The 22,829-nt window shown below is 72.5% G+C and carries 18 protein-coding genes; 10 read left to right on the plus strand and 8 right to left on the minus strand.

Going from position 1 to position 22,829, the window contains the following annotated elements:
* Positions 1 to 21 precede the first annotated feature (21 nt).
* Genes BCF44_RS13205 through BCF44_RS13225 form a run of 5 tightly spaced genes read right to left on the minus strand, consistent with a single transcriptional unit; the run spans position 22 to position 7,061 of the window.
* Positions 22 to 1,179 (minus strand): vWA domain-containing protein, encoded by a 1,158-nt coding sequence (locus BCF44_RS13205; protein WP_116174531.1) that lies wholly within the window; start codon positions 1,177 to 1,179, stop codon positions 22 to 24.
* Positions 1,176 to 3,359 carry a DUF5682 family protein gene (locus BCF44_RS13210; RefSeq protein ID WP_116174532.1) on the minus strand — a complete coding sequence of 728 codons (2,184 nt, stop codon included), beginning with the start codon at positions 3,357 to 3,359 and terminating at the stop codon, positions 1,176 to 1,178. The genes BCF44_RS13205 and BCF44_RS13210 overlap by 4 nt, the downstream gene beginning before the upstream one ends.
* On the minus strand, positions 3,359 to 4,456 hold the full coding sequence (locus BCF44_RS13215) for an ATP-binding protein (RefSeq protein ID WP_211353013.1): 1,098 nt from the start codon (positions 4,454 to 4,456) through the stop codon (positions 3,359 to 3,361). Before BCF44_RS13215 ends, BCF44_RS13210 begins: the two co-directional genes overlap by 1 nt.
* Positions 4,453 to 5,820 carry a DUF5691 domain-containing protein gene (locus tag BCF44_RS13220; RefSeq protein WP_116174533.1) on the minus strand — a complete coding sequence of 456 codons (1,368 nt, stop codon included), beginning with the start codon at positions 5,818 to 5,820 and terminating at the stop codon, positions 4,453 to 4,455. The genes BCF44_RS13215 and BCF44_RS13220 overlap by 4 nt, the downstream gene beginning before the upstream one ends.
* Positions 5,821 to 5,822: 2 nt before the next feature.
* On the minus strand, positions 5,823 to 7,061 hold the full coding sequence (locus tag BCF44_RS13225; RefSeq protein WP_116174534.1) for an SWIM zinc finger family protein: 1,239 nt from the start codon (positions 7,059 to 7,061) through the stop codon (positions 5,823 to 5,825).
* Positions 7,062 to 7,390: 329 nt separating this feature from the next.
* Here BCF44_RS13225 and BCF44_RS13230 point away from each other — a divergent pair, with 329 nt between their 5' ends.
* The 3 genes from BCF44_RS13230 to BCF44_RS13240 are packed head-to-tail and all read left to right on the plus strand — an operon-like array spanning position 7,391 to position 10,427.
* A complete protein-coding gene (locus BCF44_RS13230; protein WP_147328482.1) occupies positions 7,391 to 8,341 on the plus strand; it encodes a hypothetical protein in 951 nt (316 codons plus the stop codon).
* 17 nt (positions 8,342 to 8,358) lie between these two features.
* A complete protein-coding gene (locus BCF44_RS13235; protein ID WP_116174536.1) occupies positions 8,359 to 9,414 on the plus strand; it encodes a hypothetical protein in 1,056 nt (351 codons plus the stop codon).
* On the plus strand, positions 9,411 to 10,427 hold the full coding sequence (locus BCF44_RS13240; RefSeq protein WP_116174537.1) for a hypothetical protein: 1,017 nt from the start codon (positions 9,411 to 9,413) through the stop codon (positions 10,425 to 10,427). Before BCF44_RS13235 ends, BCF44_RS13240 begins: the two co-directional genes overlap by 4 nt.
* Here the strand turns inward: BCF44_RS13240 and BCF44_RS13245 are convergent.
* Positions 10,424 to 11,596 (minus strand): homogentisate 1,2-dioxygenase, encoded by a 1,173-nt coding sequence (locus BCF44_RS13245; protein ID WP_116174538.1) that lies wholly within the window; start codon positions 11,594 to 11,596, stop codon positions 10,424 to 10,426. The two genes, BCF44_RS13240 and BCF44_RS13245, sit on opposite strands and share 4 nt — an antisense overlap.
* Positions 11,597 to 11,665: 69 nt before the next feature.
* Between BCF44_RS13245 and BCF44_RS13250 the strand changes: the two genes are divergently transcribed.
* The 3 genes from BCF44_RS13250 to BCF44_RS13260 are packed head-to-tail and all read left to right on the plus strand — an operon-like array spanning position 11,666 to position 14,347.
* Positions 11,666 to 12,532, plus strand: a complete 867-nt coding sequence (locus BCF44_RS13250; RefSeq protein WP_116174539.1) for a hypothetical protein — start codon at positions 11,666 to 11,668, stop codon at positions 12,530 to 12,532.
* Positions 12,529 to 13,704, plus strand: a complete 1,176-nt coding sequence (gene fahA, locus BCF44_RS13255; RefSeq protein ID WP_116174540.1) for a fumarylacetoacetase — start codon at positions 12,529 to 12,531, stop codon at positions 13,702 to 13,704. The genes BCF44_RS13250 and fahA overlap by 4 nt, the downstream gene beginning before the upstream one ends.
* Position 13,705: 1 nt before the next feature.
* Complete coding sequence (locus BCF44_RS13260) at positions 13,706 to 14,347, plus strand: IclR family transcriptional regulator (RefSeq protein WP_116174541.1); 642 nt, start codon at positions 13,706 to 13,708, stop codon at positions 14,345 to 14,347.
* 4 nt (positions 14,348 to 14,351) lie between these two features.
* On the opposite strand, the gene BCF44_RS13265 is transcribed toward BCF44_RS13260, so the two are convergent.
* On the minus strand, positions 14,352 to 14,942 hold the full coding sequence (locus BCF44_RS13265; protein WP_116174911.1) for a TMEM165/GDT1 family protein: 591 nt from the start codon (positions 14,940 to 14,942) through the stop codon (positions 14,352 to 14,354).
* Positions 14,943 to 15,291: 349 nt separating this feature from the next.
* Between BCF44_RS13265 and BCF44_RS13270 the strand changes: the two genes are divergently transcribed.
* From BCF44_RS13270 to BCF44_RS13285, 4 genes are read left to right on the plus strand one after another with little or no spacing between them, the layout of a single operon-like run.
* Entirely contained in the window at positions 15,292 to 16,821 is a 1,530-nt protein-coding gene (locus BCF44_RS13270) for a cytochrome ubiquinol oxidase subunit I (protein WP_116174542.1), read from the plus strand.
* 10 nt (positions 16,822 to 16,831) lie between these two features.
* On the plus strand, positions 16,832 to 17,839 hold the full coding sequence (gene cydB / locus BCF44_RS13275; protein WP_116174543.1) for a cytochrome d ubiquinol oxidase subunit II: 1,008 nt from the start codon (positions 16,832 to 16,834) through the stop codon (positions 17,837 to 17,839).
* Complete coding sequence (gene cydD / locus BCF44_RS13280) at positions 17,836 to 21,024, plus strand: thiol reductant ABC exporter subunit CydD (RefSeq protein ID WP_246014999.1); 3,189 nt, start codon at positions 17,836 to 17,838, stop codon at positions 21,022 to 21,024. Before cydB ends, cydD begins: the two co-directional genes overlap by 4 nt.
* 15 nt (positions 21,025 to 21,039) lie before the next feature.
* Complete coding sequence (locus tag BCF44_RS13285; RefSeq protein WP_116174913.1) at positions 21,040 to 22,158, plus strand: GAF domain-containing sensor histidine kinase; 1,119 nt, start codon at positions 21,040 to 21,042, stop codon at positions 22,156 to 22,158.
* On the opposite strand, the gene BCF44_RS13290 is transcribed toward BCF44_RS13285, so the two are convergent.
* The gene (locus BCF44_RS13290; protein ID WP_116174544.1) at positions 22,155 to 22,787 is read right to left on the minus strand and encodes a response regulator; all 633 of its coding nucleotides are present in this window, start codon (positions 22,785 to 22,787) and stop codon (positions 22,155 to 22,157) included. The genes BCF44_RS13285 and BCF44_RS13290 overlap by 4 nt on opposite strands.
* Positions 22,788 to 22,829: the final 42 nt, after the last annotated feature.

Consider the following 22,829-nt stretch of genomic DNA (forward strand, 5'->3'; position numbering starts at 1 on the left):
CTCCGACCAGCGCCGACACCCTCACCGGCCCACCGCCATGCCGGCCTCCTCCGCCCAGGCTGCCACGTCGTCCCGCCGCAGCGCAGCGGCCAGCAGGTCGGGGAACCTGTCTGGAGTACAGGCAAACGCCGGAGCCCCCAGCTCCGAAAGGCGGGCGGCCAACTCGTGGTCGTACGCCGGCGCACCGCTGTCCGAAAGGGCGAGCAGCACCACGACGGTCACCCCGCTGGCCACCAGCTCGCGCACGCGGCGCAGCAACTCGCCGGCCACGCCGCCCTCGAACAGGTCGCTGATCAGCACCATCACCGAGTCGGCTGGCCGCTTGATCAACGACTGCCCGTAGGCCACCGCGCGGTTGATGTCGGTGCCGCCGCCCAACTGGGTGGAGAACAGGACGTCGACCGGGTCGTCCAGGGTCTCGGTCAGGTCCACGACCTCGGTGTCGAACACGACCAGCCGGGTGTCCACGGCCTTGATCGACGCCAGCACCGCGCCGAAGACCGCGGAGTACACCACCGACTCGGCCATCGAGCCGGACTGGTCGACCAGCAGCACCACGTCCCGCAGCGAGGCGGTGCGGGACCGCCGCTGCCGCCCGATCAGGTCGTCGACGACCACGGTCCGCTGCGAGGGCTGGTAGTTCTTCAGATTGGCGCGGATCGTGGTGGCCCAGTCCACATCGGACAGTCGGGGCCGGTGGGTGCGCCGCGACCGGTCGATCGCGCCGTGCACGGCGTTCAGCAGCCGGTCGGCCAGCTTGCGCTCCACGTCCTCGACGACCTTGCGCACCACCGCGCGGGCGGTCTCCCGAGTGCGGGCCGGGATCGCCCGGGACAGCGAGACGAGCGTGCCCACCAGCCGCACGTCCGGCTCGACGGTGGACAGCAGCTCCGGCTCCAGCAGCAGCTTGTTCAGGCCGAGGCGCTCGACGGCGTCGCGCTGCATGACCTGGACGACGGAGGTCGGGAAGTACGTGCGGACGTCGCCGAGCCAGCGGTGCAGCACCGGCGAGCTGCTGCCAAGGCCGGCGCTGCGCTTGCCGTCCGCGCCCTCGCCGCCGCCCCCGTAGAGCGCGGTCAACGCGCCGTCACGGCGCTCGTCGTCCTCGCCGAGGCCGCCCATCGCGCCCGCCGCGCCGCCGAGCAGCAGCCGCCAGCGCCGTTGCCGTTCGTCGGTCATGACGTCGCTCCGATCAGCTCGCGGACGTGGGCGGCCAGCCGCTCCGCCCGGTCCTCGTCCCAGTCACCGGTGGGGGCGGCGACGGCCCGGCTGTCGCCGGCCATCACGCGGTCGCCGAGGGTGCGGCGCTCGGCACTGCTGAACTCGCCGACGGCCCGCCGCAGCAGCGGCAGCGCGTCGGCGAAGGCCTCCGGGGACAGACCGGTCAGCCAGTTGTCGATCAGTGCGAACAGCCGGTCGTCCGCCGCCAACAGGGCCGCCGAGCCACGGAGGAAGCCAGCGACGAACGCCGTCGCGCCGGCGGTCGCGGACACCGCCCGGTGCAGCCGGGCCGCCACGGAATCGGTGTCCAGGTCGCCGGATTCCCACAGCAGCCGGGTCGCCCGTCCCGCCGGCAGGCCGTGCGCATCCGTCAGGGCGACCAGCCGGAGCAGGGCGTCCCGCCACACCGCGCGGTGGTCGTCGTCGGCGGCAAGGCCGGCGGCGTCCTGGGCGGCGTCGAGCGCGGCGACCAACTGGTCGGCGGTGTCGTCGTCCACGTTGCGGCAGGCCAACGGCAGCCCGACCGCGCCGCGCGCGAGCAGACCGTGCAGGGCGGAACGCAGCAGCTCGGGATCGGTGCCGCGGACCGAGCCGTAGCGAACGGTGCTGGCCAGCGACGGCAAGGCCTGCAACAACTCGGCGGCGTCGGTCGCGGCGGCGGCGCAGCGGTCGAGCGCCCGGCGCGCCGCGGCCACAGCGGTCGGTGACTCGCAGAAGACGGACTGCTCCAGCACCTCGCCGGCCTTCGCCACGCGGTCGGCGTCCTCGGCCCGTTGCCGAAGCACCTGCTCGGCGGCGGCCTCCACGGTGGTGCCGTGCCGCGCGGCGGCCGCGACGGCGACCGCCATGCTCGGGTCCCACCGCACCCGCCACGCCTCGGCGAACGTGCCGGTGCTGTTGGTGTGGTCGGTCTCGCCCCACGGGACATCCAGCACCCGCAGCCGGCGCAGCAGTTTCGAGCGTTGCCGGTCCATGTCCTTACGGAGATCGAGCCGCATCTGCTTTTCGATCGCCGAGGCCGGCAGCCGCAGGCGTCGCTGGAGGCGCTCCAGGTCGGCGGCGAGCGGCGACCGCGGCACGCCCGCGCCGACCATGCCCAGTTCCTCGCCGACCACCAGCTTGTCGTGCACGAGCCGCAGCGGCGTGTCGTCACCGCCGCACAGCACGGCCAGCGTTGCCTCGCTGACCTCCGCCAGCCCCGGCGACGGCCGTCCACGCATGGCCGCGAGGGCGTCGGCCAGCCGGACCGCCTCCACGGCGCTTGCCGTCGACGCCGGGAGGTCCTCCTCGCGGAGCACCGCGCAGGCGCGGGCGAACCACCGCGGCACGGCGTCGCCGGCGTCGGCCGTCTCCCACAGGTGCGCGTACCAGCCGGGGGAGGCGATGCCCGCCCCGTAGCCGGAGGCGTTGGCGAGCCGGCCGTGGCTCCACGGCACCCAGGTGCCGCTGATCTTCTTCTTGGGCAGGCCCTTCAGCAGCGCCGAATCGGCGGTGGCACTGGGCAGCTCCAGCAGCGCCGGCACGTGCCAGGCCCCGCAGACGACCATGATCGGGCCCTCGACCTCCTTGAGCCCCTTGCGCAGCGCCTGCCGCATCGCCGCCTCACGACGCAGCGTGCGCTGGCCGACGTGGTCGGCGAACTCCTCGCGCAGCGCGGTCATCGCCTCCGCGACCGCCTGCGCCAGCCCGATCGGGTCGGCCGCCGCGTGCTGCTCGACGACGTCCTCCCACCAGCGTTCGGGATCGTCGAAGCCGGCGGCCTCGGCCAGCAGCCCCAGCGGGTCGATCGCCACCCGGTCCGGCTCGTCCTCCTCGCCGAGGGTGGCCGCCGCGGCCAGGTCGAAGAACCGCAGCGGCACCTGGTGCTCGTCGGCCCAGCGCAGCGCCTGCCACTCCGGCGAGAAGCCGGCGAACGGCCAGAACGCGGCCGTCGCCGGATCGGTCTCGTCGTGCAGCAGCAGCGCCACCGGCGGGGTCAGGCCGCCGACGTGCGCGACCAGGCCGTCGGCCTCCGGCGGGCCCTCCACCAGCACCAGCGCCGGCTCGATCGCCGCCAGCGCGGCGGCGACCATGCGGGCCGACCCCGGCCCGTGGTGGCGGATGCCGAGCAGCGTGACGCGCTCGGGGAGCTTGGGCATCAGGCGTAACCGGCCAGGTCGTGGTCCTGGCAGGCGCGATACAGGTCGCGCCACTCGGGGCGCTCCTTCACCACGGCTTCCAGGTACTCCTGCCACGCGGCGGTGTCCGACACCCGGTCCTTGACCACCGCGCCGAGCAGGCCGGACGCCAGCTCGTCGGCGCCGAGCTTGCCGTCGCCGAAGTGCGCGGCCAGCGCCATGCCGCTGGTGATCACGGAGATCGCCTCGGCGGTGGACAGGCTGCCGCTGGGCTTCTTCAGCTGGGTACGTCCGTCCACGGTGGACCCGCCGCGCAGCTCGCGGAACACCCGCACCACGCGGCGCACCTCCTCCAGCGCCGGCGGCTCGGCCGGCAGCTGGAGCGCCCGTCCGAGCTGGGCGGCCCGGCTCGAGACGATCTCCACCTCGGCGTCCTCGGACGCCGGCGGCGGCAGCACGACGGTGTTGAACCGGCGGGCCAGCGCCGAGGACATCTGGTTCACGCCGCGGTCCCGGTCGTTCGCGGTGGCGATGATCGAGAAGCCGGGCACGGCCTGCACCTGGAAGTTCAGCTCCGGCACCGGCAGCGCCTTCTCCGACAGCACGGTGATCAGCGAGTCCTGCACCTCGGACGGCATCCGGGTGAGCTCCTCGACCCGGGCGATCGCGCCGGTCCGCATCGCCCGCAGCACCGGGCTCGGCACCAGCGCCGCCTCGCTCGGCCCCTCGGCGATCAGGCGGGCGTAGTTCCAGCCGTAGCGGACGGACTCCTCGCTGGTGCCGGCCGTGCCCTGCACGACCAGCGTGGAGTCGCCGCTGACGGCCGCCGCGAGGTGCTCGGACAGCCAGGACTTCGCGGTGCCTGGGACACCGACCAGCAGCAGCGCTCGGTCGGTGGCCAGCGTCGCCACCGCCACCTCGACGATCCGCCGGTCGCCGACGTACTTCGGGGTGATCTTCGTGCCGTCGGACAGCTCGCCGCCCAGCACGTAGCGGACGACGGCCTGCGGCGAGAGCCTCCACATCGGCGGCTTGGGGCGGTCGTCGACCGCCGCGAGCGCTTCCAACTCGGCGGCGTACTGCTGCTCCGCAGACGGCCGCAGCACTGATTCGGTCACTGATCGCCCCTTCGATCGAACGCGTCCCTCAGCTGGACGCGCAGGTGCAGCACGGCTTGTTCGTTGGTGTGTTCCGGCCAGCGCTCGGCGATCCGCGGCCACTGCTCGGTCAGCACGCCGACATCGCCCCTGGTCAGCAGCACGGGCGGCGGCCGGCCGGTCCGCCAGCCGGGCGTCACCGCGACGACGAAGCGGTTGAGCAGTGCCTCGGTGGTCGGCGCCGACCACGGCCCCGGCAGCTGCGAGCAGCCGTGGTCGAGCAGGTCGTACTTCCAGTCGTGGGACACCGCGACCAGCACCTCGGACGCCGATCGCGCCGGCAGCGAGTCGATCGCGTCCAGCAGCGCCATGCCGGTCAGCACCTCGGACGCCGCCAGCGCCCACGGCACCGGGTCGGCGGCCAGCGGCAGCGCGTCGGCGATGCCCTGGAGCAGCGGCTTCGCCCACGGGCTCGCCACCACCTGGTCCAGCTCCCAGAACTCCGGCGGCACCGACGCGGCCGCCGCCCGCAACCGGCCGGCGATGCCTGTCTCGGCGTTGCCGTCGTGCAACAGGTCCCGCTGCTCCGCGGCGTCCGGCTCCAGCTCGAACCGGCCGTCCGGGATCACGTCGGCGTCGCGCAGGCCGTCCCAGAGCCGCCGCTCCGCCCGTTGCGCCAGCGCCGTGCCGGGCAGCTTGCGCAGCAGCCGCAGCGCCAGGTCGTGCACGCCGGCCGCCCGGTCGTCCAGCGCGGCCTCCAGGATCGGCTCGTCCTCGATGGACAGGCCTACCTCCAGCGCGTTGACCAGCAGCTGCCGGTCGGCGGCACGGCGCTCCTCCGGGAACCGCTCGCCGATCAGGGCTCGCACCGCCGCCGGGTCCTGCCGCCGCCACAGCCGTAGGGCCGTCAGGCGCTTGCCCGCCGGCGCGTCCGGGTCGTACGGCTCCTGGTCGTTGACGCCGATCGCCCACGACCAGTCCTTGCTCAGCTGCGCCAGCCACTCGCCGCGCGCACCCAGCACGAGCCGGATCGCCGGGCGCAGCGTCGGCCGCGCCCCGCCCAGCGCCAGCAGCTGCGGCAACTGCGCGTACGCCGCGACCACGTGAGCCCGGCTGGCCGCCGCGCACCACTCCGTCAGCAACGCCTCGTCGTCCCAGCCGAGGACCTGCGCCAGCACGTTGCGTGCCGACTCGCCGGCCAGCTGCGCATTCTCCGGCGGCGCAAGGGGAATCGGCACCAGGCCGTCCGGCGTCATCGGCAGCCGCGCCCCGAACCGGGCCAACCCCAGCGACGCGCAGTCGGCCAGCAGCGTGTCCCGCTCGACGTTGGCGCGCCGGGTGCCGACCAGCAGTTGCTGCACGGTGTCCTGCCACCGTTGCTCCATGTTCACGAGACCACCTCCGGGAACGCCCCCGGCTCCGCGATCGCGCACAGTTGCAGCGAATTCCCGTCCCACAGCCCCATCGCGTCGAACGGGTCGCCGCCGGTGCGGGCCAACGCCTGCGCCAGCGACGCGCCCGCCCGCACCGGCAGGGCTCGCTCGGCGGCGTCGATCAGGTACAGCGACCGGTCGTCCCGCGCCGGCCTCGTCCCCTTGCAGCACAACGGAACCAGTCGCAGCCACGGGTCGTTGACCAGCAGTGACTCCGCCGCCGCCAGCGCCTGATCCCAGGTGTCGGGCAACGGGATCGGCCCCGCCGGCCCCGACCGCGTCACCTCGCCGACCGCCACCCGCCGCGGCAAACCGCCCGGGTAGGGGTGCATCACCGCCGCCAATTCCGCCCCGGGAGTCATTGCCGGCACGGGAATCGCTCCGCCGGCCGCGTGCCGCGCCGTGTACACCCACTGTTTGCGGGACCGCCCCCATGCCCACTGCCGGACGGTGCGGACCTTGCCGTCGTCACTGTCCAGCCGCAGCAGCACCACCCAGTCGTCCGCCCAGCTCTCGCCGGCCCGCACCTCCTGCTCGGTGGTGGTGAATCCCAGCCGAACCCTTGCCGCGTCGGAGAAATCCGTTCGGGTCAGCAGGTAGAGCCGTCCGATGTGGTCGGTCGCCTCCTCGTACCAGCGCGGTCGGTTCGCCCCCACCACCGACCGCAGCTCACCGATCGCCGACGCGATGCCGGGCGCCTGCGCGTCCACCATCCGCGCCATGATTCCCTGCCACCACAAAGGTTCCCGTGACGGCAGGGTGGCCAGGCCGCCGGCCGACAGGTCCGTCAGCCAGTCCGTGAGGCCCGCGATGCCCGCCCGCACCGACTCCTCGCGGCGCTTGCCCGGCTGCGCCGGCTTGCGCTCGGTGGTTGCGCGCGCGTGGCGGGCGTGCAGCCAGCTGCCGACCCAGTCCGGCTGGGGCTTCTCCTGAGTGGAACCGTTGGCGTGCAACAGTTGCAGCGCCACCGCGTGCTTGCACGGGAACTTCCGGGACGGGCAGGAGCACTTCGTCGCCCGGTCGCTGAGGTCGACGCAGACCTGGTACGGGCTCTTGCCGCTGCCCTGGCACAGCCCCCACAGCGCGGCGTCGTCATGGCCGAGTTCGGGCCATTTCGCCGGCACCGCCAGCTTGCTGGCCCCGGTCGCCACCTGGCGGTCCGGCGCCTGCGCCAGCACTGCTTCCACGTCCATGACACGACCATATGGGCACCCCCCGACAGTTTTGAATGGCGCCGCCTTCGGCAGCGCGGCTCGGCCCCTTCGGGGCCGGTGCCTTCCCTAGCCGGATTTCGATCGCCCGCGTTGGCTCCTGCCGTGGTCAGGTCGGGTGGCGGGCGATCGAAATCCGGCGACGGTCCAGGCACCGGCGGGGCCTCGCCCTTTCCGGCGCTGGGGGGTAGTTGCCGCGACACCTGGCGCTCCGCCATTCGCGCAGGTCACAGTCGGATGAAGCCCGTTTGCCCGATGAGTACCGCGCTGGTAGGAATCAGCCGTCATCCGAGGGGGGATTGGTGGAGAAGGTGACGTCTTCCGTCTGGCAGCCGCCGACGGGGCGTCCGGCGGGCCGGGATCCGGAGGTGCGCCGGAGCCTGTCGCAGCTGCGTGAGCACAGCGACCGGCTGGCGCGGACCTGGTCGGGGCTCGTCTTCCTCGCGGTCCTCTGCCTGTTCGCCGGCCTGTGGGCAAGCCTCCTGCTCGCGACGCTGGCCGTGGTGGTCACCGGCGTTCGGATGGCCGGGTTCTGGTTTCAGGTGGGACGACACCTCGGCGCGATGGAGCGGCTGCTCGCCGCAGAGCCGGCTCGATCGGTCGACGCCGAGTCCCTGGGCGGCCGCTTGCTCAAGATCGACGGGAAGGTGCTGCGCTTTCCCACCCGTATGCCCACGGGTCGGGTCTGGGTGGTTGGCCCGAACCGCGCCGGCGAGGCGGTCGTGTTCGTCGACGCGGTGATCACCCCGAACTTCGGTCAGGTGGTGTCCGCGACCCCGGAGCACCTGAGCGTCCGGCCCCAGCGTCAGTGGCGGCCGTGGCAGGCGGCACGGGCGGCGGGCAGGTCGGCGGCCCGTGCCCACGCCCGGCGGTGGCTCTTCACGATCGTGGTGACCATTTCGATCGGTGCCGAGCTGGCTCCGCAACCGCAGGTGCTGGGTTGGCTGTACGCGATCGCCGGCTCGGTGATCCTGGTGCTGGCCGGCCGGCAGTGGCTGCGGATCGTGCCCAGCCTGCACGCGTCGCGCCAGCTGCGGGAACCGCTCGTCGAGTACCCGGCACGGGTGATCACCGAGAAGTCGGTCGCCGTGACACTGCCGGACGGTTCCGAGCTGACGGGCGTGCTGCTCTGGTCCGTGCAGCTGCTGGCCAACGTCCGCGCCTCCGGACGGCTGTGGGTGGCGGGCGAACCCGCGACCGGCACGACGCTCGGCGTCGGGGTGCCGGAATACCCGATCGCGGGAGTTGTGCGTTTCAACTAGCAGGGGGGAGACAAGGGGTGGACGACACCCTGTTGTCGGTCGCCGCGTGGCGGCCGGCCGAGCAATGGCAGGCCGACGACGAGTCGGTCGAGCTGTGCATGAAGGTGTACATGACGCGGGGCCGCTATGTGCTGCTCACCGCGGGCGTGTTGGTGGCCTGGGCGGCGGTGCTGATCGCGCTGGGGGCCTCGACGGCCCTTGCCGTGGCGTTTCTGATCATCGCCGTGGCGATGGTCGGTCTGACCGGGTGGCGGTGGTTCGTCGTGGGCCGGTGGTTGCCGGCGGCCAAGGCGCTGCTGTCGGGTAGCCCGAGCCACCGGCTCCCGGCCGTGGTGGTGGCGCACAAGGACACCGGCACGGTGGTCGCTGTCGGCGATCGGTACCTGCGGGTGCGACTGCTCAGTTGGGGCATGCGGCAGGTCATCGCGCGCACCGGTGAGATCACGCTGGTCGGCCCGGACGTCAAAGGCAACGCCGTGGTGTTCGTGGACGGCCAGCCCGCCCCGCTGCCGGCGAGGGTCGTGGCGAAGCCGGCGCAGACAACCGTGGAGCCTGTCGTCCCGGTTTCCCGCAACGGCGCGCAGGACGCTGTGCCGATGTCGCATGCGAGGCAGCGTGCTCGCGCCCTGTTGATCCCGTTCGCCGCGCCGCTGCTGGTCATCGTCGCGCTGGTCTACGACGCGACTCAGCCGATTCCGCTGCTGACGGACGTGCGGATCGAGGCCCTTGCGATATACAGCTGGCCCATCGCGGCGTTCGGCGCCTTGGCCATGCTGGCCGGTCTGATCACGGTCTCTCCGCAACTGCGGCTGCCGAAACTGCTCGCGGCAGGGCAGTGGCAGGAGTACCAGGCGGTGGCGCTGAGCTGGCGCGGAGAGTCGCGGCGGCCGGTTGCGGATCTCACCGTGCAACTGACCCGTACGAACGGCGAGTTGCGCCGGATGGTCGTCAAGGCGGCTCCGGTGGAGCTGGTGGCACACGTTCATGCCACCGGCACGTTGTGGATCATCGACGCGGGCACCGCCGCCGGCGTCCCCGGCTATCCGATCGCGGCACCTGCGAGGTTCGTGTGAACGACATGTGGCGGCCGCCGCTGGACCGACCGCTCGGCAGCGACCCGGCAATTCAGCTGGTGGTCAACTTCTGGCGGCGGCGCCGGCAGGTGCCGCAGATCATCTTCTGCCTGGCGGTGGCGGTGCTGATGTTCGCGATCCACCGCGGCTTCAGCCTGCTCGGCGTCATGCTTCTGCTTGCCGCGGTGGTGATGGTGGTCGGCTTGGTCCAGGCCCACAGTCGCGTGAAGTGGTGGCTGCCGGCGGCCCAGTCGCTGCTGGACGGCCCGCCGCCGGTGCGGGTGCGCAGCGAGACGGTTGGCGGCGAGAAGACGTGGACGCAGCTGTCCGTCGACGGTGGACGGCTGTACGTACACCTGACGAACACCGAGGACCGCCTTCGGCAGCTGCTGGCTCGGCAGCGTGAGGTGTCGCTGGTGGGCCCGAACGCCGACGGCGTCGCGGCGGTGGTCGTGGACGGGTTTGCGGTGCCGCTGCCGGCGAGAGTCGTGCCCGCGCCGGCGTCACCGCGGCCGATCGCCGTCACGGACGGGGATCTGCCACGGGTGGGGGCGGCCAAAGCCGCGCGCGTGGTGTGGATATCGCTCGCGTTCGTCGGCCTTCTCGGCGGGAGTGCCATCTTCGACGTGCTGCTGACCGACGCCGGCTGGGTCGTGGCGACCCTCGGTTTCGTCGGGGCGCTGGTCCTGTTCGCGGTCGCGGCCCTCTTCCGGCGCGGCAACCAGCACCGCATGGTGAAGCTGCTGGGCAACGGCCCGTGGCAGGCCTACCCGGTGCAACTCCTGTCGTGGGCCGGCAATCCGGCCCCGATCGGGAAGCTGCGGCTGGCGCTGACCCTGCCGGACGGCAGCGTGCTGCCGGTCTGGGCCCGCTACGGCGAACCGTGGCTGATCGCCAACATCAGCGCCACGGGCTACCTCTGGGTGGCCGGCACACCCAGCTTCGGCGGTTCGGCCGTCGCCGGGCTGCCGGGCCTCCCCTTCGTCACGGCGGTGCAGTTCAAGGAGGGCTAGGGCCGCTGACGGCCCGACCAGGTCCAGGCGTACGCGGGGTCCTCGCACGCCTGGGCCGCCTCGCCGAGCTCCAGCGGCCGGAACGTGTCCACCATCACAGCGGTCTCGTCGAAGAACTCCGCCCCGAGCGACGCCTCCACCGCCCCGGGCTGCGGGCCGTGCGTGCAGCCGGCGGGGTGCAGCGACAGCGAGCCGATGCCGATGCCGGAGCCCTTGCGCGCCTCGTAGTTGCCGCCGACGTAGAACATCAGCTCGTCGGAGTCGACGTTGGCGTGGTTGTACGGCACGGGAATCGACAGCGGGTGGTAGTCCACCTTGCGCGGGCAGAACGAGCAGACCACGAAGTTGGGCCCCTCGAACGTCTGGTGCACGGGCGGCGGCTGGTGCAGCCGGCCGGTGATCGGCTCGAAGTCCCGGATGTTGAACGCCCACGGGTACAGGCAGCCGTCCCAGCCGACCACGTCGAACGGGTGGTTGGCGTAGGTGAAGCGGGTCACGCCGGCCCGGTGCCGGACCAGCACGTCCACGTCCTCGCCGTCGGCCAGCAGCGGCTCCGCCGGGCCGCGGACGTCCCGCTCGCAGTACGGGGAGTGCTCCAGGAACTGGCCCTTGGCCGACAGGTAGCGCTTGGGCGGGCCGATGTGGCCGGTGGCCTCCAGCACGAGGATGCGCATCGGCTCGCCGGAGTTCGGCACCACCCGATAGGTGCACGACGTGGGGATCACCACATAGTCGCCGTCGCCCACGGTCAGCGCCCCGTAGATCGTCTCCACGACCCCGGAGCCCGTCTGCACGTAGAGCAGTTCGTCGCCGGTGGCGTTGCGGTAGAGCGGGCTCGGCGTAGTCGCGGCGACGAAGACGATCACCACGTCGGAGTTGCCGAACAGCACCCGGCGGCCGGTCACCGCGTCGGCGTCCTCCCAGGTCAGGTCGGGTGTCTTGAAGTGCCTGGGCAGCAGCGGCAGGTTCGGCTTCGGCGCGTTGCGGTGGTCGTCGACCACCTGCGCGTCGACGATCGCGGTCGGCAGGTGCCGGTGGTAGAGCAGGGCCGAATCCGACGAGAAGCCCTCCACTCCCATGAGCTCCTCGGCGTACAGACCGCCCTCCGGCGTGCGGAACTGGGTGTGCCGCTTGCGGGGGATCTCGCCGACCTGACGGTAGTAAGGCATTGGGCTCTCCGGGTGTCCGATAGTCGGACATCTTTGTTCAGCTGCCGTGACACCGCTAGCGTGTCACCCGTGTCAAGCGCTGTAGAACTCCGTGCGCCCGGTCCACGAGGCACGCCGCCGCTGCTCGCGAGGCTCGTCGACGACGCGGCGCTGTTCCCGCCCGGCAACGCGACGATGGCCGACGCGGTCCGTGGACACCTCGACGGGCGGACCGGCGAATGGGCCGGTGTGCTGGGCCTTTTCCTGTGTCCGGCGTCTCGGCTGCCCGAGCTCATCACCGAGCTGATCAAGGCCAAGCCGGTCAAGCCGGTGGCCATCTCGCTGGTCATCGACACCGGCCTGGGCGGGGTGCCGAAGGCCGTCTCCATCGTGGAGTCCCGCAGCGAGCTGCTGGCGCTGCGGATGGTGGAGATGCCGGCCCCGTCCGACGTGGACAAGGTGTGGCTGGAACGGGTCTCGGAGTTCGTGCCCGAGGACGTGATCCGCGTGGTCGAGCCGCGCCGCGGCGGCGCGGAGTGGCTGGACGGCGTCGCCCGGGTCATCGAGCACGGCAGCTGGCCGAAGCTGCGCTGCGGCGGCCTGAGCCACGAGGCGTTCCCGAGCGTGGACCAGGTCGCGGACTTCCTGTCCGTGGTCTCCGGCGGGGGCGTGTCCTTCAAGGCGACGGCCGGCCTGCACAACGCGGTCCGGCACACCTCCGAGGAGACCGGCTTCACCCACCACGGCTTCCTCAACCTGCTGGTGGCCACCGCGCGCTCGCTGTCCGGCAAGGACGTGCGGGAGGCGCTGGCCGAGACCGACGGCGAGAAGCTCGCCGAGGAGGCCAAGGCGCTGTCCGATCCGGCCGCGCACGCGGTCCGCGGCGTGTTCGCGTCCTACGGCTCGTGCTCGCTCACGGATCCGGTGAACGACCTGGAGAAGCTGGGGATGCTGTGACCTGGATCGACGACCCGGAATTCACCGCGGACCACCCGTTCGGGCCGCAGACGCTGCCGTACGGCGTGATCGACGAGGGCGTCGCGGTCCGGGTCGGCGGCCAGGCGCTGCCGCTGCGGCCGATCGCCGGCTCCTTCGGCGACCGGCTCGCGGAGCTGGTGTCGGCGGACTCGCTTGACCCGCTGCTGGCCGCGGACCGGCCGGTGTGGAGCGAACTGCGGGCCCGGCTGATCGAGCTCGTGACGGCCACCAAGGCGCCGCAGGGGGCCGCTCTGGCCCCGCTGGCGTCGGCCCGGCTGCCCTTCGCCGTCGGCGACTACGTGGACTTCTACTCGTCCCGGCACCACGCGGAGAACGTCGGCAAGATCTTCCGCCCGGACGGGGCGGCGCTGCTGCCGAACTGGACGCACCTGCCGGTCGGCTACCACGGCCGCGCCGGCACCGTCGTGGTGTCGGGCACCGACGTGGTGCGGCCCAAGGGCCAGCGCAAGGGCGAGCAGGAGCCCGTGTACGGCCCGAGCGTGCGGCTGGACATCGAGGCCGAGGTCGGCTTCGTCTGCGGCGGGCCGGTCGCCGGCGAGGTGAGCACCTCCGCGGCTGCCGACCACGTCTTCGGCGTGGTGCTGGTCAACGACTGGTCGGCGCGGGACATCCAGGCGTGGGAGTACCAGCCGCTGGGCCCGTTCCTGGCCAAGTCCTTCGCCACTTCGGTGAGCGCCTGGATCACGCCGCTGGAGGCGCTGTCCCGGGCCCGGGTGGCGCCGCCGACGCCACCGCATGCGCTGCTGCCGTACCTGGTCGAGGACACGGACTGGGGCCTGGACCTGGCGCTTCGCGTGTCGTGGAACGACACCGTCGTCACCGAGCCGCCGTTCGCGACCATGTCTTGGACGTTCGCGCAGCAGTTGGCGCACATGACCGTGAACGGCGCGACCGTCCGGCCCGGCGACCTGTTCGCTTCAGGCACCGTGTCCGGGCCGGAGAAGTTCCAGCGCGGCAGCTTCCTGGAGCTGAGCTGGGGCGGCAAGGAGCCGGTGGAGCTCAAGGACGGCTCCTCGCGCACGTTCCTGGAGGACGGCGACACGATCGTCATCACCGCGACCGCGCCCGGCGAGGACGGCTCGGTGGTGGGTATCGCCGAGGTCGCCGGCACCGTGAGACCGGCGGCCTGACATGGTCGAGCCGGCCACCCGCGAGAGCTCGCTGACCCTGGAGCGGGGCCTTGCCCTGCTCCAGGCCGTCGCGGACTCGGACACGGGTGCGCCGAGCATCAGCGACCTGGCCACCGCCATCGGGGCGTCCCGGGCGGCGGTCTACCGGCTGCTGGTGCCGTTGCAGGCGCGTGGGCTCGTGCTGCGTGACGGCTCGAAGGTGCGGCTGGGCCTCGGCGTGCTGCAACTGGCCGCCAAGGTGGTGCCGCAGCTGCGTATCGCCGCCACGCCGCCGCTACGCGAGCTCGCGGAGGGCGTGGGGGCGACGGCGCACCTCACCGTCGCGGAGGGCCCTGAGGCGCAGGCGGTGGCCGTTGTGGAGCCCTCCTGGACGACGTATCACGTGGCGTACCGGGTGGGCACACGCCACCCGGTCAGTCGCGGCGCCGGCGGCAAGGCGATGTCGCTGCCGCCGGGTGGCCCGGAGTGGATCGACAGCACCGGTGAGCTCCAGCCCGGCGCGTACGGCGTGGCCGCGCCCGTACGGGGCGTTCCGGGGCTGCGGGCCAGCGTCGGCGTCATCTCCATGGAGCCGATGGATCAGACCGTCGTGGGACCGCTGGTGGTCGCGGCGGCTGCCGCCGTCGCCGAGGCGCTTCGCTGACGGCTCAGCCGGCGATGGTCTGGTAGAGCGCGAACAGGGCGAAGACCGCGAACACGAAGCCGGCGATGCGCTGGATGAGCTGCGGATGCACCCGAGCCCGGATCTTGCGTCCGATCAGGACGGCAACGCCGGCGACGGTGACCAGCGCGAGCCACGCGCCGAGGCCGACGGCGAACGGGTGGCCGTAGTGCGCGGTGAGGCCGGCGGTGGCGAGCTGGGAGGCGTCGCCCCACTCGGCGGCGAACAGCACGCCGAAGGACGTCAGCGCGGCCCGGCGGAACGAGACCTCGCCGGCGCCGGAGCGGGCGGCGTCCTGCTCGCTGTCCTCCTCGGCGCCGAAGCCCTCGCGCAGCAGCATGAACGCGCCGATGGCGAACAGCGCCGTGACGACCCCGGTGGTCACCCGTTCCGGTAGAAGAGTCAGCACGCTGCCGAACGACACCGCGATCACGCACTGCACCAGGAACGCGACGCACACGCCGGTGAAGACCGGCAGCGCACGGTAGCGCGTGGTGAGCACGAGCGTGGCGACGAGCGTCTTGTCCGGCAACTCCACCGCGAGCACGACGGCGAAGGCGGTCAGCAGCACCAGCAGTGTTGCGGCCACTGGGGTCAGTCCCTCCCACATGTGGCCCGGACGGGGGACGTGCGACCCCGACCGGGCGCGCGTATCACCCGGCCGGAGGTCTCGTTCGCCCGCGATCACGCGGGTGAGGCACCGGATTCCGATGGCGGAACCAGTATGTCGATGCGCTCGCCGGGCCGCCGCGATGAAGGCGGACCCCGGGAACTACTCCCCTCAGGCGTCTCACATTGTAGCGGGCGCATGAGTTCCGCGCCGCGACCTGAGTCACAGGGTCCCGGGTCGACCGGGACCAAGGTCCCGCCGGGACAGGACGCCGGGACCTGAGCGGGGACCCCTCCGCGGTGGCAGTGTCGTCAGCGTGGACGTACTAGATGTGGCCAGGTGGCAGTTCGGGATCACCACCGTCTACCACTTCCTGATGGTGCCGCTGACCATCGGGCTGTCCATTGTGGTCGCGGTCATGCAGACGGCCTGGGTGCGCACGGGGAAGGCGCACTACCTGGCGATGACCAAGTTCTGGGGCAAGCTGATGCTGGTCAACTTCGCCATGGGCGTCGTGACCGGCATCGTCCAGGAGTTCCAGTTCGGCATGACCTGGTCGGCGTACTCCCGCTTCGTCGGCGACGTGTTCGGCGCGCCGCTGGCGATGGAGGGCATCGTCGCCTTCATGGTCGAGTCGACCTTCCTGGGCCTGTGGATCTTCGGCTGGGAGCGGCTGCCCAAGCGGGTGCACCTGGCCTGCCTGTGGGCCGCGTCGCTGGCCTCGACCGCGTCGGCCTACTTCATCCTGTCGGCGAACTCGTGGATGCAGCACCCGGTCGGCATCGAGCTGGTGGACGGCAAGCCGCGACTGACCTCGATCTGGGCGCTGCTGACCAACAACACCGCCATCGCCGCCTTCACGCACACGGTCTCGGGCGGCTTCGCCGTCGCCGGCACGTTCCTGGTCGGCATCTCGGCCTGGCACTTGTGGAAGAAGCACAAGGCGTCCACCGAAGAACCGCTTGCGGGTTCGAGAATTGACACAGTGGACGATCCGGACCGCAAGGTGTGGTCGGCCTCGCTCAAGCTGGGCGCCTGGATCGGCATGGTCGCCTTCGCGGCGGTCGCGCTGACCGGCGACACCCAGGGCAAGCTGATGTTCCAGCAGCAGCCGATGAAGATGGCCGCCGCGGAAGCTTTGTGCCACACCGAGGCGCCGGCCAGCTTCTCGATCTTCGCGTACGGCGACGTGTCCCGGCCGGACTGCGAGAACGTCAAGAGCATCACCGTGCCGGCGCTGCTGTCCTTCCTGGCCCACAACGACTTCACCACCGAGGTCAAGGGCGTGCAGGACCTGACCGCGCTGTACGAGAAGAAGTACGGGCACAACTACCCGGTGGACCCGAGCCTGGGCGAGCTGTCGGGCAAGCCCGTCAACTACGTGCCCGACCTGCCCGTCACCTACTGGGGCTTCCGGTTCATGATCGGCTTCGGCGCCATCGCGGCCGGCGCGGCGCTGCTCGCGCTGTGGCTGACCCGGCGCGGCCGCATCCCACGGACCAGGTGGTTCCCGCGGCTGGCGCTGGCGTCGATCGCGACCCCGTTCCTGGCCAACAGCTTCGGCTGGATCTTCACCGAGATGGGCCGCCAGCCGTTCGTGGTCGTGCCCAACCCGACCGGCGTCGACGGCGTGTTCATGTACACCGCGCAGGCGGTGTCGCCGGGGGTGTCGGCCGGCCAGGTGCTGACCTCGCTGATTGCGCTCACCGCGGTGTACGGGGTGCTGGCCGTGGTGGAGGTGTTCCTGCTGGTCCGCTACGCCAAGGCGGGCGTGGCCGGCGTGATGCCGCCGACCGACGGCGACAAGAGGAAGCCCGACGACGACGTGCTCGCGTTCGCGTACTGAGGAGCCTGCCGTGGACCTGCCAACCCTGTGGTTCTGGGTGATCGCCGCGCTCTGGACGGGCTACTTCTTCCTGGAGGGCTTCGACTTCGGCGTCGGCATGCTGACCCGGCTGCTGGCCCGGGACAACACCGAGCGCCGGGTGCTGGTGAACACCATCGGCCCGGTCTGGGACGGCAACGAGGTGTGGGTGATCGTCGCCATCGGCGCCACCTTCGCCGCGTTCCCGCCCTGGTACGCCACCATGCTCTCGGCCGAGTACCTGCCGGTGCTGCTCATCCTGCTCGGTCTGATCGGGCGCGGGGTCGCGTTCGAGTACCGCGGCAAGGTGGACAGCGACCGCTGGCGGCGCGGCTGGGACGTGGTGATCACGCTCGGCTCGTGGATCCCGCCGCTGGGCTGGGGTCTGGTGATCACCGGCGTCGCGACCGGGCTGCCGATCGGCAAGAACGGCGTGCTGGAGGGCGGTTTCCTCGCCCTGTTCACGTGGCCGGCGGTGCTGGGCGCGCTGGCGCTGGCCGGCTTCAGCCTGGTGCACGGCGCGGTGTTCGTGGCGCTCAAGACCGACGGCGACATCCGCCGACGGGCCCGCGCGCTGGCGCTGCGGGTCGGGCCGTTCTGCCTGCTGCCGCTGGCCGCGCTCATGGTGGCGGTGCAGGTGCGGCAGGGCGGGCTGGTGACGATCGTGATCGCGGCGGTCGGGCTGCTGGCCGGGGCCGGCGCGCTGGTGCGGTTGGCCGCCGGGCGCGAAGGACAGGCCTTCGCGCTGCTGGGGGTGCTCATCGCGACCGCGACGGCGGCCCTGTTCGGCTCCGACTTCCCGAACATCATCTCGTCCACTGTGGACCCGACGTACTCGATCACGGTGGCCAACGCGGCGTCGAGCCCGTACACGCTGGGCGTGATCACGTGGGTGGCGGCGTTCGGCACTCCGGCGATCCTCGTCTACCAGGGCTGGACGTACTGGGTGTTCCGCAAGCGGATCAACGCCGCGCACATCCCGCCGGTGCACGTGCCGTGAGCCGGGGACCGCTGGGAGACCTACCGGCGCTGTCGCCGAGCGCGCGCCGTGCGCTGGGGGTGTGCGGCGCGCTCTCGGTGCTCAACGCCGTCGCCATCGTGGCGCAGGCGTGGGCGCTGTCGTCGGTGCTCGCGTCCGTGGTCACCGGGCACGGCGACCGGCCGTTCGCGTTGCTGGCCGGTGCGGTGGTGGCCCGATCGGTGCTGGTGTGGGCGCTGGACACCATGTCCGCGCGGGCCGCCGCCGGGGCCAAGGAGGAGCTGCGGGCGCGGGCGTTGGACCGGGCGCTCGCCCTCGGCCCGGAGTGGATCGCCACGCACGGGCCGGCCGAGCTGACTGTGTTGGCCACCAAGGGTTTGGACGCCCTGGACGCGTACTTCACCCGCTACCTACCGGCGCTGGTGACCGCCGCGGTGGTGCCATTGCTGGTGGGTGTGGCGATCCTGTTCCAGGACGTGCAGTCGGCGGTGCTGGTCGCCGTCACCGTGCCGCTGATCCCGGTGTTCGCCATCCTCATCGGCAAGTACACCGAGCAGCGCACGGCCAAGTCCGCCGACGCCACCGCGCGGCTGTCCGGGCACCTGCTGGAGCTGGTGCGGGCGCTGCCGGTGCTGACCGCGTTCGGTCGGGCGGAGGCGCAGGCCGAGGCGGTGCGGCGGGTCGGGGACCAGCACCGCAAGGCCACCGGGTCGACGCTGCGGGTGGCCTTCCTGTCGGCGTTCGCGCTGGAAACCATTGCCACGCTGTCGGTCGCGCTGGTCGCCGTGGACATCGGCCTGCGGCTGGTCGGCGGCACGCTCGGCCTCGCCACCGGGTTGCTGGTGCTCGTGCTGACGCCGGAGTGCTACCTGCCGCTGCGCGCCGCCGGCGCGGCCTTCCATGCCAGTGAGGACGGGCTGGAGGCGGTGCGCCGGGTCGCCGAGATCGACCACGTCGAACGGGGCGGCGGCGCGATCGCCGACGGCGAGATCAAGGTGGACCGGCTCTCGGTGGAGCGGCGCGGCGCGCTGGCACCCGACGGCGCCTCGTTCACCGTCCGATCAGGACACATCACGCGGCTGGATTCGCCCAGTGGGGCGGGGAAATCGACCACCTTGGCCGTGCTCCTGGGTTTCGTGCGGCCGACGCGAGGCCTGGTCACGGTCGGCGGTGTCGATCTGTCTACAGTGGATTTGTCGACTTGGCGACGGCAGGTGGCGTGGGTGCCGCAGCGGCCGGCGTTCAGCGCCGAGATCGTGGCGGACGAGCTGGCGCTGGTCGGCGGCGACCTGGTCGGCGTGACCGCCAGGGTCGGCGCGGCGCACCTGCTGGAGCGGCCGATCGTCGAGCTGTCCACGGGCGAGCGGCAGCGGGTGGCGATCGCCCGCGCCCTGCTGCGCGTCGAGCAGGGGGCGCGCTGGCTGCTGCTGGACGAGCCGACCGCACACCTGGACCCGGCGACCGCCGGCCTGGTCATGGCGGCGATCGAGGACGCCGCCGCGAACGGCGTGGGCGTGCTGCTAGCGACGCACCGCGTCGCCGCTGCCGAGGACGCCGCCACGGTGGCCGCGGTGGCGTCTCAGGCAGCGAAGGCGGACTTCGTGGCACCGCGCGCACGCATCGCCGACCTGCTGAACCGCCGGTCCATGATCGGCGTCCTGCTCGGTGTGCTGGCCGTGGGCAGTGGCATCGCGCTGACCGCCACCGCAGCCTGGCTGATCGCCCGCGCGTCCCAGCAACCGCCGGAGGCCGCACTCGCGGTGGCCGTGGTCGCGGTGCGGGCGTTCGGCCTGGGCAAGGGCGCGCTGCGGTACGTGGAGCGCCTGGTCACGCACGACGCCGCGTTCCGGCTCGGGGGCAGCCTGCGTGGACAGCTGTGGGACGCCCTGGTCCGCATCGGCCCGGCCCGTACGATCACGCTGCGCCGCACCGACGGCGTGCAGCGCCTGGTCGACGACACCGACACCGTGCGGGACCTGGTGCCGCGCGTGCTGGTGCCGCCGCTGGTCGGCCTGCTCGTGGTCATCGGCGCCGTCGCCCTGGAGACGGCCGTGCTGCCCGCCGCCGGCGTGGTGTTCGCGGCCGCGCTGCTGGTCGCCGGTGTCGGCGGGCCTGCGGTGGCGCTGCTGGTGGAGCGGCGGGCCACCACCGCGCTGGCCGCCGGCCGACGGGACGTCGCCGCGAAGGTGCTCACGCTGTTCGACGCCGCGCCCGATCTGATCGCCTTCGGCGCGGTCCGCCGCCGCCGGGCCGAACTCGCCGCCGTCGACGCCGAACTGGCCGCCACCGCCCGTCGGCAGGCGCTGGGCGCGGGTGCCGCGAACGCTGTCGTCATCGCCTCGATCGGCGTGGCGACCCTGATCTGTTCCTGGCTGGCCGCCTCGGCCGCCGGGCTCGACCCGGTGCTGGTGCCGCTGTTGGCACTGGTGCCGTTGGCCACGACCGAAGCGGTCGCGGCCATTCCCCCGGCGGCTCAGCAGTGGGGTGCCCTTAGGTCCGCCTTTCAGCGGGTCACTGAGCTGACCGGGAGTTGCGGGGAGGAGGGCTCGACTCGTCGGGAGAGCCCTTCACCCCGCAACACAATCTTGTTGACCGGCGTGGATGTCCGCTGGCCGGGCGCCGAACGGCCCGCGCTGCGCGGCGTCGACCTGGACGTGCCGGCCGGCAGCCACGTCGCCGTGATCGGGCCGTCCGGCGCGGGCAAGTCCACGCTCGTGGCGCTGCTGCTGGGTTTCCTGCCCCCCGAAAGCGGCGCGGCCGAGGTGCCGGCCGTTGTGTCGTGGTGCCCGCAGGAGCCGCAACTGGTGTCCACGACCGTGCGCGAAAACCTGCGGCTGGGCGATCCCGGGGCGTCGGACGAACGTCTGCGCGAAGCTCTTTGCGACGCCCAACTGCCCGCCTGGACCGACCGGCTGGACGTCGTCGTCGGCACCGGCGGGGCGGCGGTGTCCGGTGGCGAGGCGCAGCGGCTGGCGATGGCCCGTGCCCTGCTGCGGGCCGATCATGCCGACCTCGTGCTGCTGGACGAGCCCACCGCGCACCTGGACGAGCCGACCGCCCAGGCGCTGCTCCAGCGGCTGCGGAGCCGGCTCGCCGGCCGTACCGTCGTGCACGTCACCCACCGGCTCGACGAGGCGGCCGACGCCGACCTGGTGATCGAGGTGAGCGGCGGCACGATCCGGTCGCGCCAGCGAGAGGCGGTCTAGGCTCGAATGCGAATCATGGATCCCGCACTCGCCAGCCGAACCCTCCAGGTCGCCACCGAGATCACCAACGCCGCACTGTCCGGGGAGGACCCCGACGCCGTGCTGCCGCTGGTGGTCCGCGGTGCCGCCGCGCTGGCGGGCGCGCACCTGTGCCTGGTCGGCGTGCGTGGCGAGGACGACAAGCTGACCGTCGAGGCCGCTTACGGCGGCGTCGACCCCGTCGGCACCGTGCTTTCCTCCCGGTCCGTCGCCGCGCGGGTGGCACGGGGCGGCGAGCCGGTGATGGTCTCCGACTTCACCTCCGACCCGAGCACCGCGCCGTTCGTGCCGCCGATCCTGCGGCTGTACGGGCCGTTCGCGGTGGTTCCGTTCGGCACCAAGGAGCGGCGGCTCGGCGCGCTGGCCGTGTACCGGCGGCGCGGGCACGAGCCGTTCGGGCCGGCCACAGTGGACGTGCTCAACTCGTTCGCCGCGCAGGCCGGGCTGGCGCTCGTGCTGGCCGAGGGCGCGACCGCCCGCGAACGCGTCGCCGTCTACCAGGAGCGCGAGCGCATCGCCCGCGACCTGCACGACGTGATCATCCAGCGGCTCTACGGCGCCGGCGTGCAGCTGGACCTGCTCGGCCGGCAGCTGGGCAACAAGCTCTCGCCGACCGAGGGCAAGCGTTTGGCGGACGCCGTCGACCAGCTCGACCAGACCATCGCCGAGGTGCGGGCCACCGTCCGATCGCTGCGCAACGCCGACCCCCGCTACCCGACGCCCGCGCTGCTGGAGACCGCCCGCGCCGAGGTCGCGACCGCCGGCGAGCTGCTCGGTTTCGAGCCGTCGTTCGAGACCAACGGAGACTTCGCCGACGTGCCGCCGGCCGTCGCCGACCACGCTCGGGCCGCGCTGCGCGAGGCACTGTCCAACGTGGTCCGACACTCCGGCGCCAGCGCCGTCACGGTGTCGCTGTGCCGAGACCAGGCCGGCCTGCACCTCAAGGTCGTCGACAACGGCTGCGGCATCCCACCGGGCGTCACCCGGCGCGGCCTGTTGCACCTCGAGGAGCGCGCCGAAGCCGCCGGCGGCCGCTGCGTGGTGGAGTCCAGCGCCCGTACCGGCACGTCGGTGCTGTGGGAGGTACCCCTCTAGTCGCGGGACCGCTTGGCCACCCAGGCCGCCGCCTGCGTGCGGCGCTCCATGCCGAGCTTGGCCAGCACCGCCGTCACGTAGTTCTTGACGGTCTTCTCCGCCAGGAACAGGCGTTCCGCGATCTGCCGGTTGGTCAGACCGTCGCCGATCAGCGTCAGCACCTTGCGCTCCTGCTCGGTCAGCGGCGCCAGCTCGTCGGTCGGCTCCGGGCGGCGCATCCGCTCCAGCACGTGCGCCGTCGTCACGGGGTCGAGCAGCGAACGACCGGCCGCGACCTCCCGGACCGCCTGCACCAGGTCCTGGCCGCGGACCTGCTTGAGCAGGTAGCCGGAGGCGCCGGCGAGGATGGCGTTGACCAGCGCCTCCTCGTCGTCGAAGGCCGTGAGCACCAGGCAGCGGGGGCCGTCGGTGAGCGCCCGCAGGTCACGGCACAGCGTCACGCCGTCGCCGTCGGGCAGCCGCATGTCGACCACGGCGACGTCCGGTTTGTGGGCCTGGGCCAGCACGAGAGCCTCGCCCACGCCGCCGGCCTCCGCGACCACGTCGATGTCGGCCTCGCTGTCGAGGAGGTCCCGCAGGCCGCGCCGGACGATCTCGTGGTCGTCGACGAGCAACACGCTGACCGTCACCGATTAAAGGTAGCCCGTAGTCGAATTCGGTGTGCCACCGTT

Source organism: Kutzneria buriramensis (genome assembly GCF_003387475.1).
Lineage (GTDB): Bacteria > Actinomycetota > Actinomycetes > Mycobacteriales > Pseudonocardiaceae > Kutzneria > Kutzneria buriramensis.

Excerpts from the sequence above, each read along its gene's own strand:
- BCF44_RS13245 (WP_116174538.1), bottom strand. The coding sequence starts at position 11,596 with ATGCCTTACTACCGTCAGGTCGGCGAGATCCCCCGCAAGCGGCACACC.
- BCF44_RS13205 (WP_116174531.1), bottom strand. The coding sequence starts at position 1,179 with ATGACCGACGAACGGCAACGGCGCTGGCGGCTGCTGCTCGGCGGCGCG.
- BCF44_RS13210 (WP_116174532.1), bottom strand. The coding sequence starts at position 3,359 with ATGCCCAAGCTCCCCGAGCGCGTCACGCTGCTCGGCATCCGCCACCAC.
- BCF44_RS13260 (WP_116174541.1), top strand. The coding sequence starts at position 13,706 with ATGGTCGAGCCGGCCACCCGCGAGAGCTCGCTGACCCTGGAGCGGGGC.
- BCF44_RS13220 (WP_116174533.1), bottom strand. The coding sequence starts at position 5,820 with ATGGAGCAACGGTGGCAGGACACCGTGCAGCAACTGCTGGTCGGCACC.
- BCF44_RS13285 (WP_116174913.1), top strand. The coding sequence starts at position 21,040 with ATGGATCCCGCACTCGCCAGCCGAACCCTCCAGGTCGCCACCGAGATC.
- BCF44_RS13225 (WP_116174534.1), bottom strand. The coding sequence starts at position 7,061 with ATGGACGTGGAAGCAGTGCTGGCGCAGGCGCCGGACCGCCAGGTGGCG.